This is a genomic window from Bradyrhizobium sp. LTSPM299, assembly GCF_000938235.1.
Lineage (GTDB): Bacteria > Pseudomonadota > Alphaproteobacteria > Rhizobiales > Xanthobacteraceae > Bradyrhizobium.
Window position 1 is genome coordinate 16,953 of sequence record NZ_JYMU01000087.1, and the last position, 11,321, is coordinate 28,273.

General features: G+C 64.8%; 8 protein-coding genes. 4 read left to right on the top strand and 4 right to left on the bottom strand.

Going from position 1 to position 11,321, the window contains the following annotated elements; all coding sequences use genetic code 11:
- Positions 1-2: 2 nt before the first annotated feature.
- The 3 genes from UP10_RS38110 to UP10_RS38120 all read right to left on the bottom strand — a co-directional run bounded on the left by UP10_RS38110 (position 3) and on the right by UP10_RS38120 (position 3,103).
- Positions 3-1,262 (bottom strand): cation:proton antiporter, encoded by a 1,260-nt coding sequence (locus tag UP10_RS38110; RefSeq protein WP_050044026.1) that lies wholly within the window; start codon positions 1,260-1,262, stop codon positions 3-5.
- Positions 1,241-2,182, bottom strand: a complete 942-nt coding sequence (gene lipP1 / locus UP10_RS38115; RefSeq protein ID WP_044592326.1) for a LipP1 family hormone-sensitive lipase — start codon at positions 2,180-2,182, stop codon at positions 1,241-1,243. Before lipP1 ends, UP10_RS38110 begins: the two co-directional genes overlap by 22 nt.
- A gap of 141 nt (positions 2,183-2,323) precedes the next feature.
- A complete protein-coding gene (locus UP10_RS38120; RefSeq protein ID WP_044592327.1) occupies positions 2,324-3,103 on the bottom strand; it encodes an SDR family NAD(P)-dependent oxidoreductase in 780 nt (259 codons plus the stop codon).
- Positions 3,104-3,337: 234 nt separating this feature from the next.
- Here UP10_RS38120 and UP10_RS38125 point away from each other — a divergent pair, with 234 nt between their 5' ends.
- Positions 3,338-4,354 carry a DUF2155 domain-containing protein gene (locus UP10_RS38125; RefSeq protein ID WP_044592328.1) on the top strand — a complete coding sequence of 339 codons (1,017 nt, stop codon included), beginning with the start codon at positions 3,338-3,340 and terminating at the stop codon, positions 4,352-4,354.
- Here the strand turns inward: UP10_RS38125 and aat are convergent.
- Positions 4,351-5,031, bottom strand: coding sequence for a leucyl/phenylalanyl-tRNA--protein transferase (gene aat / locus UP10_RS38130; RefSeq protein ID WP_044592329.1), 681 nt, complete (start codon positions 5,029-5,031; stop codon positions 4,351-4,353). The two genes, UP10_RS38125 and aat, sit on opposite strands and share 4 nt — an antisense overlap.
- 234 nt (positions 5,032-5,265) lie before the next feature.
- Here aat and UP10_RS38135 point away from each other — a divergent pair, with 234 nt between their 5' ends.
- The 3 genes from UP10_RS38135 (at position 5,266) to UP10_RS38145 (ending at position 11,319) form a co-directional block, all read left to right on the top strand.
- Complete coding sequence (locus UP10_RS38135) at positions 5,266-6,711, top strand: DASS family sodium-coupled anion symporter (protein WP_044592330.1); 1,446 nt, start codon at positions 5,266-5,268, stop codon at positions 6,709-6,711.
- Between the two features lie 190 nt (positions 6,712-6,901).
- Positions 6,902-8,215 carry an efflux RND transporter periplasmic adaptor subunit gene (locus UP10_RS38140; RefSeq protein WP_044592331.1) on the top strand — a complete coding sequence of 438 codons (1,314 nt, stop codon included), beginning with the start codon at positions 6,902-6,904 and terminating at the stop codon, positions 8,213-8,215.
- Positions 8,212-11,319 carry an MdtB/MuxB family multidrug efflux RND transporter permease subunit gene (locus UP10_RS38145; protein WP_044592332.1) on the top strand — a complete coding sequence of 1,036 codons (3,108 nt, stop codon included), beginning with the start codon at positions 8,212-8,214 and terminating at the stop codon, positions 11,317-11,319. Before UP10_RS38140 ends, UP10_RS38145 begins: the two co-directional genes overlap by 4 nt.
- Positions 11,320-11,321 lie beyond the last annotated feature (2 nt).

Here is an 11,321-nt window from a genome sequence, read left to right on the forward strand (position 1 = left end):
GTTTAGTGCGGCTTCGTCTCAAGCAGGCCCAACCGTTGCGCGAGCCAGCGCGTGGTGGAAGCCTGGATCAGGATCGTCATCAGGATCGCGATGAAGGTGACGGAGGCGATCATCTCGGCGCCGGGCGCCTTCATGCCGAGCAACAGGCCGGCAAGGGCGGCTGGAATGACACCGGTTTCGCGGGTCCAGCACATGAACAGCATTTCCGCAAAGCTCCAGCGCGCGCGGCGATCCGGCAGTGCGCAGAGGAACACGGTGGCGGGCCGCGCCACGAACATCAGCACCAGCGTGACAGCGACGCCGCCGAGCCAGTATTGCTTCATCAGCGCGAAATCGACCTGTGCACCAAGCAGGATGAAGATGAACAGGCGCAGGATGAACGCCGTGGTGAGCACGAACTCGTCGAGCCTCTCGGCTTCGCCGGGTTCCATCCTGAAGCCGAAGCTTTCCTTGTTGCCGAGCACGATGCCGAACACGAACACCGCCATGAAGCCGGAGGCATGCATGCCTTCGGCAGCAAAGTACGCACCGATCACCGCGACGACGGTGACGACGGGGGCGTATTCGGCGAGGAAGGCCCATTTCTCGTGCGCGATCAGCAGCGCCGCGAGAGTGCCGAGCACGATGCCGGCGACGATGCCGATGACGGAATGCTCGATCAGTCCAAACAGCGAGGCGGAGAGCGAGAACGTGCTACCGGTTGCCACGCCGAGGATGCTGAAGGTGATGATCGCGCCCATGGCGTCGTTGAAGGCGGACTCGCTCATCACGGTCTGCGCGACGCGATCACGGATATGGACCTGGCGGAAGATCGGCACCAGCGTCGCGGGGTCGGTGGAGGCGATGGTCGTCGCGAGCAGGAAAGCCACGATCAGGGGAATGCCGAGGATGACATGCGCGGCAAATCCTGTGATCGCGGCTGTCATCATGATGCCAACGGTTGCGATAACCAGTATGGTGATCCAGACCTGCTTCAACACCGCAAGCCGCAGCGTCGCGCCGCCGTCGAACAGGATGTAGCTTGCACCGAACAGCAGGATGATCTGGTTCAGCGCGGAATCAGCGCCGATCTGCACGAAGCCGAGCGCATGCGGGCCGATCGCGATGCCCGTGACCAGGAACACCGCGACATCGGGAATCCTGATCTTCTGCGCGACGAACGCCGCAAGCGTGCCGATCGCCAGGATCAGGCCGCAGGAAAGCAGCGTGTGCCTGGCGATCTCGATCGAGGAGGACACGTCTAGCCCAGCGCCTTCAGCCAAACGCTGATTTCCGTCACCGCGATGTTGGCCTGGTTGAGCAGCTTGCCCATGGTGAAGAAGCCATGGAACTGGCCGGGGAAATGGCGGTAGGTCACGGCAACGCCGGCATCCCCGAGGAGTTTTGCGTATTCGTCGCCTTCGTCGCGCAGGGGGTCGGCGCCGGCGGTCAATACATAGGCCGGCGGCAGTCCAGCGAAGTTTTTCGCGCGCGCGGGCGAGGCGCGCCAGTCGCTGTGATCGGCGCCGCCGAGATAATGGTTGGCGCACCAGCCGATCACCGTATGGGTCAGCAGGACGCTGGTCTCGGGCTCCCGGTGCGAGGGATGTTGTCGCGCGAAATCGGTCGCGGGATAGATGAGCAACTGTCCGGCAAGCTTCGGTCCGCCATCGCGCGCCGTGAGCGCAACCACGGCTGCGAGATTGCCCCCGGCGCTGTCTCCACCGACGATCAGGCGCGACGCGTCGACGCCGAGGTCCTTTGCGTTGGTGGCGACCCATCGGGTCGCGGTGACGACGTCATCAACCGCGGAGGGGAAGCGATGTTCGGGCGCCAGCCGGTAGTCGACCGAGATCACGATCAGCTCGCCCTCATGTGCAAGCTTCTGGCAAACCACCTCATGGGTATCGAGATCGCCGAACACCCAGCCGCCGCCGTGGAAAAACACCAGGCAGGGCGCGAGGCCATTCTTCTTGCGCAGCGTCTTTGGCGTGTAGGTGCGTGCCGGGATCGTGCCATGTGGCGCTGGGATCGCGAGCGGCGTGCTCGATTCGAGCGCGGGAGGTTCGGGGTTACTGACATGGCGGGCGGCCCGATAATACTCTCGCGCTTCCGGCGCGGAGAGCGTTTCATAAGCGGGGCGGCCGGCTTCCTGGACCGCCTTGTAGACGGCGGCGGCATCGGGATCGAGAACGACGGGCATTGCGAGGACCTCTTGAACTCTTCGTTGATGTCATTCCGGGGCGATGCGTTAGCATCGAACCCGGAATCTCGAGATTCCCCGATGCGCAATTGCGCATCTGCGGTCTGGTGCTAGCGCACCATCCCGGAATGACAGCGGACCCTAGGCAGCGGTGCGGCCGCCGTCGACGGTGTAGGCGGAGCCGGAGACGTAGCTGGCTTCGTCGGAAGCGAGGAAGGCGACGATCGATGCGACCTCGCTCGCGAGTCCGAGCCGGCGCGCCGGGATGCGGTCGACGATCTTCTCGACCGGCGGCGGCGCGTTGCCGCCGGAGCGGCCCTGCAGGATCGTGCTCAGCATCCGGCTGTCGATCATGCCGGGGCAGACGCAATTGACGCGGACGCCGGTGCCGGTGCATTCCCAGGCCGCGCTCTTGGTCAGGCCGATCACCGCGTGCTTGCTCGCGCTGTAGACCGCGATCATCGGCGATCCCATCAGGCCGGCGATCGAGGCGGTGTTGATGATGCTGCCCTTATTCTGCTTCAGCATCACGGGCAGCACATGCTTCATGCCGAGGAAGACGCCGACCACATTGACGTCGAGCACGCGGCGAAAGCTCTCCAGCGAATAGTCCTGGATCGGCTTGATGTCGCCCTCGATGCCGGCGTTGTTGTAGAAGGCGTCGATGGTGCCGAACCGGTCGACGGCGGATCGGACATACTCCTTGACTTCGTCTTCCTGAGTGACGTCGGCGGCCACGGCGAGGGCCTCCGCGGAGGCCGGCAGATCCTTGATCGCAGCCTTGAGGTCGGCCTCGCGGCGGTCGACTGCGACAATCCGCGCACCGCGCTCGGCAAGCAGATGCAGCGTCGCGGTTCCGATGACGCCGGCAGCCCCGGTGACGACGGCGACCCGGCCATCGAGACGGATACGATCGGGCATGGTTGGTTTCCTCTGGCAGGTCCGGTTGCGTGCCGGATTTTCCTGGTTTTCGCGCGCGGCCGCGCGGCTTCAGCCCGCGAACTATCCCACGTGTCCCGGAGGCTGACCAGTGCTGGGGAGGGGTGGCAAACCGCCCTTTCCCCGCCGTATTCGGCGTGTTAACCGGTGGTCCTGCGAGCGGCCGATAAAGGTACACTTGTGACGAGCCCGATTCGCCTGATTAAGCCGCACGAGATGTTCCGAACCATTGCCCTGACTGGCTTCGCGGCCATTATCGCCGCCTCAACCGTCGCGCTTGCGCCGCCCGCGCGCGCGCAGATCGGCACGATTTTCTCCGATCCCGCGCCGCGCCCGCCAGGCTCGATTCCGCGTGGCGGACAGGTGCAGCCGCCCAGCGACGACGACGAGGAAGTGCCGGAACTGCCGCGCGGCCGGTTATTGCCGCCGCCGACCCGGCCGCTGCCGCCGGCTCAAGCCGTGCCGCCGCCCGGCAGTGTGCAATCGCAGCCGCTGGCGCCGCCGCCCGGCGTTCCCCAGAACACCCAGCCCGGGGTTGCGGTCCAGCCGCCCCAGCCCGGCGGCCCCGCCGTCGCCAACACGCCGCCCGGCCAGAACCCGCTGCCGGGCCTGCCGCCAGGGCAGCGCCAGCCCAAGGGCACGCCGCAGCCGTCAGGCGCGCCGCCGGCCGCCGCGACGCTGCAGCCTGGCGATGAGGTCGTGACCGAGCCGCCGTCGACCAAGATCACCAACAAGAAGGCGAGCTTCTCCGGCCTCGACAAGATCACCGGGCGCATCATCAATTTCGACGAGGATATCGGCGAGACCGTGCAGTTCGGCGCGCTGCGGGTGAAGACCGATGCCTGCTACACGCGGCCCTCGACCGAGGCCGCCAACACCGATGCCTTCGTCGAGGTCGACGAGATCACGCTGCAGGGCGAGGTGAAGCGGATTTTCTCGGGCTGGATGTATGCGGCAAGCCCCGGCCTGCATGGTGTCGAGCATCCGATCTACGACATCTGGCTGACCGACTGCAAAGGGCCGGACCAGACCATCGTGACCGCCGCGCCCGATCCGCCGAAGCAGCCGACGGCACCGCCGCCGCCAGTGGCGCAGAAGCGCCCGCCTGCGCCGAAGCAGGCAGCGCCGCGGCCGCCGCCGCAACCGCAATTCCAGCAGCAGCAACCGCCACCTCCGCCGCCCCCGCAACAGCAGCGGCCGGGTGGATTGTTCGGCGGATTGTTCGGGAATTAATTTCGTTGAGCGATGATCGCGAGGGCGTCGGCGCCCTTGATCGGCTGGGTGACGTCGAGCGTCCGGAATTCCGCCGGTGCGCCCGCAACTGCGCGGTCGAGCAGCGCGCGATAGCGCCGCCGCGGGATTTCGATCGCGCCAAAAGTCTTCAGATGCTCGGTGACATATTGCGTGTCGAGCAGCTCGAAGCCGCCCGCGATCAGCCGCGCCACGAGATGCACCAGCGCGACCTTCGAGGCGTCGCGCGCGGTGTGGAACATGCTCTCGCCGAAGAAGGCACGGCCGAGGCTGACGCCATAGAGCCCGCCGACGAGATTGCCGTCCTGCCAAACCTCGACGCTGTGGCAGTGGCCAAGCGCGTTCAACCCGACATAGAGATCGCGGATCCGCTTGTTGATCCAGGTGTCGTCGCGGCCGGGGTGCGGCGCCGCGCAGCCTGCGATCACGGCCTTGAACGCGGTGTCGACGGTGACGGTGAACACATCGGAGCGCACGGTGCGCGCCAGCCGCGAGGCGACGCGGAAGCCGTCGAGCGGAATCACGCCGCGCAGCTCCGGCTCGACCCAGAACAAGGTCGGATCGTCGGCGCTCTCCGCCATCGGGAAGATGCCGCAGGCATAGGCGCGCAGCAGCACTTCAGGCGTGATCTCGGAAGAGACGGAGTCGCGTGACGTCATGCGGCCGAGGATAGCAAACCGCGGGCGTTCTTGCGATGGGCCGTGTTCGACCATCGCGCGGTGTTGACGGGACGCTCAGGTTCCTCCACAAGCCGCGCCGTTAGGTCGCAGGCGCTCGAGCCATGCTGCGACGCTATGCTACGTTGCAACCAAAATGGCGGCGCCGCCCTGCGGACATGGCGGCCGCACGCCCGACAATCAAAAGACAATCAAGAGACGTGAGGGGGACGCTGCATGAAGATGTCATGGAGGACATTTGCGCCGCTGGTGGTCTGGCTGGCGATCTATCTGATCCCGGTGCCGGCGGGGCTGAACGTCGATCAGTGGCACTATTTTGCAGTGTTCGCCGCCGTGATCGTCGGCCTGATCCTGGAATCGATGCCGGTCGGCGCGGTCGGCCTGATCGGGCTGACGGTCGCCGGCGTCGGAGGCTATGTCGAGCACGATCCGAACAAGTCGCTGCGCTGGATGCTCAGCGGTTTCTCGGAAAGCACGGTGTGGCTGATCGTCGGCGCGTTCGTGTTCTCGATCGGCTATCGCAAGAGCGGGCTCGGCCGTCGTCTCGCGCTCCTGCTGGTGCGGACGCTCGGCCGCCGCACCATCGGGCTCGGCTATGCGGTGGCATTCTCCGATCTGCTGCTGGCGCCGGCGACGCCGTCCAATACGGCGCGCTCGGGCGGCACGATCTACCCGATCGTCAGCAACATCCCGCGCATCTACGGGTCCGAACCCGGTCCGACCGCGGGCAAGATCGGCACCTTCGTGATGTGGACGGCGTTTGCCACCACCGCGGTCACGAGTTCGCTGTTCCTCACGGCGCTGGCGCCGAACGCGGCCGCGCTTGCGATCGCCAAGAAGCTCGTCAATGTCGACGTCGGCTGGTCGCAATGGTTCATCGGCTTCGCGCCGCTCGGCCTGCTGTTGCTGCTGCTGGTGCCGCTGCTGAGCTATGCGATCTGCCGGCCCGAGATCAAAGAGAGCCCGGAGATCGTGACGTGGAGCCGGGACGAGCTCGCCGCGATGGGGCCGCCGTCGCGCCAGGAATGGATCATGGCCGCGCTGGTGCTGCTGGCGATGTTCTTCTGGATCTGTGGCTCCAATCCCAACATCAGCCTGCCGCTGTTCGGCTCCAACTTCATCAACGCAACCACGGTCGTGTTCGTGGTGATCTCGCTGATGCTGGTCACCGGCGTGATCGCGTTCGAGGACATTGTTGCCGAGAAGAGCGCGTGGGAGGTGTTCTTCTACTTCACCTCGCTGCTCACGCTGTCGTCGGGCCTGAACGAGATCGGCTTCATCAAATGGGTGGCGGAGGGTTACGCCAGGCCGCTTGCCGGATTGTCGCCGCTCGCAGGCATGATCCTGCTCGTTTCATTCTTCTTCTGGGTCCACTATTTCTTCTCGAGCATCACCTCGCATGCGGCAGCGGTGCTGCCGGTCGTGCTCGCGGTCGGCTCCAGCATTCCCGGCCTGTCGGTGCCGACCCTGACGTTACTGTGCGTCTATTCGCTCGGGCTGATGGGCGTGATCTCGCCTTACGCGACCGGACCGGCGCCGATGTATTACGGCAGCGGCTATATCGGCAAAGGCGACTTCTGGAGATTCGGGCTGATCTTTGGCGTGATCTACTTTGTCGGATTGTTGCTGATTGTGTTGCCCTGGCTACAGGCGATCGGGTAAACTCCGAACCAATCTGGCGTGAAGAACGACAGTGGAGTAGGACCTTCCTTGGAGTAGGATCTTCCTTTCCGATTGTTAACGCGCTTTGTGTGCCGGAAGCGTTCAAAATGCTCCCTCGAGTGTGGCGCGCGCGGGTTCAGGGGACACACGGAACCGCGCGAGCTCATCCGTCTTTCTTTGTGGGCAGCTTATGGACCAGCAGACAAAACACCCGTCGATCCTCGTGCCTGAACAGACTAGGAGGTCGTCGCGCGGCCGGGTCATTCTGACCACGCTTGTCGTGTTGCTGTTGCTCGCCGGCATCGTCTGGTGGACGCGGCAGCAGGCTGCGCCGCAGCCGGCCGGCGGCGGGCGCAATTCTGGACCGATGTCGATCGTGCCGGAGACCGTCGGCAAGGGTGACATCGGCATCAATCTCAACGCACTCGGCACCGTGGCGTCGCTCGCGACGGTGACGATCAGAAGCCAGATCAGCGGCTATCTGATGAAGATCGATTTCAAGGAGGGCGATGAGGTCAAGAAAGGCGACCTGATCGCCGAGATCGATTCGCGCCCCTATGAGGCGACGCTGGCGCAGGCCAAGGGAAACCTCGCGCGCGACGAAGCGATCCTGAAGGGCGCTCAGGTCGATCTTACGCGCTACCAGGGCCTCGCCGCGCAGAACGCGGTGCCGCATCAGCAACTCGACACCCAGATCGCGCTGGTGGCGCAAGACCAAGGCACCGTCGAAGCTGATCGTGCCACTGTGAAATCGGCCGAAGTGAATTTGCAATATTGCCGCATCCTGTCGCCGCTCGACGGGCGGGTCGGGCTGCGCCAGGTCGACCAGGGCAACTACGTCACGCCTGGAGACACCAACGGCCTCGTCGTGATCACGCAGTTGCACCCGATCAGCGTGCTGTTCACCTTGCCGGAGGACAATCTGCAGGCGGTCGCCAAGCGGCTGCGCGACGGCGCGGTGCTGCCGGCGTCGGCCCTCGACCGCAGCGGCAGCAACAAGATCGCAGACGGAACGTTGCAGACGTTCGACAGCTCGATCGATCCGACCACCGGCACGATCAAGCTGCGCGCCCAGTTCGAGAACGACACGCGCACGCTCTATCCGAACCAGTTCGTCAACATTCGCCTGCTACTCGACACCCACAAGGACGTCACGACGATGTCGACGGCTGGAATCCAGCGCGGCGTTCCCGGCACCTTCGTCTATCTCGTAAATGACGACAGCACTGTCACGGTCAAGCCCGTCAAGCTCGGCGTCACCGACGGCGACCGGGTCGAGGTGGTTTCGGGGATTGCGCCCGGCGATCGCATCGTGATCGACGGCGCCGACAAGCTGCGCGAGGGCGCGAAGGTGATCGTTCGTTCCGCCGCGGACGCCGCAAATCCGGCCGCTGCGGCCAAGGGGACAGCGAACGGGGCAGCGAAGGGGGACGGCAAGGGCGCTGATCCCGACAAGGCTGGAGGCGGCAAGCGCAAACGCTCCGAGGACGGGCAGAAGCAATGAACCCGTCGCGGCCATTCATCCTGCGGCCGGTGGCGACGACCCTGCTGATGATCGCCATCATGCTGTCGGGCATGCTGGCGTTCAGATTCCTGCCCGTCGCGGCGCTGCCGGAGGTCGACTATCCCACCATTCAGGTGCAGACCTTCTATCCGGGCGCCAGCCCTGACGTGATGACGTCGTCGGTGACAGCGCCGCTCGAGGTGCAGTTCGGCCAGATGCCGAATTTGAACCAGATGAGCTCGGTGAGCTCGGCCGGCTCCTCCGTGATCACGCTGCAGTTCGGCCTGTCGATTTCGCTCGATGTCGCCGAGCAGGAGGTGCAGGCCGCGATCAACGCCGCGGGCAACCTATTGCCGTCAGACCTGCCGGCGCCGCCGATCTATGCCAAGGTCAATCCGGCCGACGCGCCGATCCTGACGCTCGGCCTGACGTCGAAGACCATGCCGCTGACGCAGGTCGAGGATTTCGTTGATACCCGGCTGGCGCAGAAGATCTCGCAGCTTCCCGGCGTCGGCCTCGTCAGCATCAGCGGCGGCCAGCGCCCCGCGGTGCGTATTCAGGCCGACATCCGCAAGCTCGCGGCCTATGGCCTCAACATCGACGATCTCCGCACCACGCTCGGCAACGCCAACGTCAACACGCCGAAGGGCAATTTCGACGGCGCGATGCGCGCCTACACCATCAACGCCAACGACCAGATCCGTAACGCCAGCGACTACAAATCGTTGATCGTCGCCTACAAGAACGGCTCGCCGGTCCGCCTCAGCGACGTCGGCAACGTCACCGACGGCGCGCAGAACGACAAGCTCGGTGCCTGGATGAACCAGACGCAGGCGATCATCCTCAACATCCAGCGTCAGCCCGGCGCCAACGTCATCTCGGTGGTCGAGGGCATCAAGGCGCTGCTGCCGCAGCTGCAGGCCACGCTGCCGGCCGCGATCGATCTCGATATCCTGACCGACCGAACCGTGACGATCCGGGCCTCGGTCCGCGATGTCGAATACGAGCTATCGCTCGCGGTGATGCTGGTGGTGCTGGTGATCTTCGTGTTCCTGCGCAACGCCCGCGCCACCCTGATCCCGAGCCTGTCGGTGCCGTTGTCGCTGGTCGGCACGCTGGGGGCGATGTATCTGTTCGGCTTCAGCCTGAACAATCTGTCGCTGATGGCGCTCACGATCGCGACCGGGTTCGTGGTCGACGACGCCATCGTCGTGATCGAGAACATCTCGCGCTATATCGAGGAGGGTGAGTCGCCACTGCAGGCTGCGCTGCGCGGCTCCGAGCAGATCGGCTTCACCATCATCTCGCTGACGGTGTCGCTGATCGCGGTGCTGATTCCGCTGTTGTTCATGGGCGATGTGGTCGGCCGCCTGTTCCGTGAATTCGCCATCACGCTGTCGGTCACGATCCTGATCTCCGCCGTGGTGTCGCTGACCCTGGTGCCGATGGCCTGCGCCAAGCTGTTGAAGCCGGAGAGCGCATCGCACGAGAACACGTTCCAGCGGCTTGCCCGCGAAGGCTTCGACCATGTCATCGCGATCTATGGCCGGATGCTCAATTGGGTGCTGGACCGCCAGACCCTGGTGCTGCTGATCGCGCTGGCCACCTTCGGCGTGACCGCGTGGCTCTACATCATCATCCCGAAAGGGTTCTTCCCGCTGCAGGACACCGGCGTGATCCAGGCGATTTCGGAGGCGCCGCAATCGGTGTCCTATGCCGCGATGGCCGAGCGCCAGCAGCAACTCGCGAGCGCGATCCTGAAGGACCCTGATGTCGACAGCCTGTCATCCTTCATCGGCGTCGACGGCACCAACACCACGCTGAACAGCGGCCGCATCCTGATCAACCTGAAGCCGCATGAGGAGCGCAAGGCCGACATTGCGACGGTCATGAACCGGATCAAGGCAAGCACGGCTTCGTTGACCGGCGTTACGCTCTATATGCAGCCGGTCCAGGACTTGACCATCGAAGGCACGGTGAGCAAGACGCAGTACCAGTTCATCCTGCAGGACGCCGATCCGGCCCAGCTCGCCGAGTGGACGCCGAAGCTGGTCGACAGACTGGCGCAACTGCCCGAATTCAGCGACGTCGCAAGCGACATCTCCGCGCAGGGCTTGTCGGTCTTCGTCGAGATCGACCGCGACCAGGCGGCCCGGTTCGGAATCACGCCGGCGACGATCGACAACGCGCTCTATGACTCCTATGGCCAGCGCATCGTCTCGACCATCTTCACCAATTCGAACCAGTATCGCGTAATCCTGGAGGCCGATCCGTCGCTGCAAAACTCGCTGCAGGCGCTGTCGGCAATCTACCTGCCGTCATCGGTCGGCTCGACGCCGGTGCCGTTATCGGTGATGGCCAAGATGCGGGAGGAGACCGCACCGTTGCAGGTCTCGCATCTCGGACAATTCCCGTCCGCGACCGTGTCGTTCAACCTTGCGCCTGGCGCGGCACTGGGCGACGCGGTGACCGCGATCAAGCAGGCGCAGATCGATATCGGCCAGCCGCTCGGCGTCATCACGAGCTTCCAGGGCGCGGCGCTGGCGTTCCAGTCGTCGCTCTCCAACCAGCTGTTCTTGATCCTGGCGGCGATCATCACGGTCTATATCGTGCTTGGTGTGCTCTATGAGAGCTTCATCCATCCTCTCACCATCCTCTCGACACTACCTTCGGCCGGCATCGGAGCGTTGCTGGCGCTGATTGTGGCGGGGCAGGACCTGACGATCGTCGCGATCATCGGCATCATCCTGTTGATCGGTATCGTGAAAAAGAACGCGATCATGATGATCGACTTCGCGCTCGATGCCGAGCGCAACGAGGGCAAGCCGCCACGCGAGGCGATCTACCAGGCCTGCCTGCTGCGCTTCCGGCCGATCATCATGACGACCATGGCCGCGGTACTCGGCGCGCTGCCGCTGATGATCGGCACCGGCGCGGGCTCCGAATTGCGGCATCCGCTCGGCATCTCCATCGTCGGCGGCCTGTTGGTGAGCCAATTGCTGACCCTGTTCACGACGCCGGTGATCTATCTCTGGTTCGATCGGCTCGCGATCAGATTTGCCGGGGGCGCGGGCGAGGTCGGCGAGGCGAGCGGGTCGCATTGAGT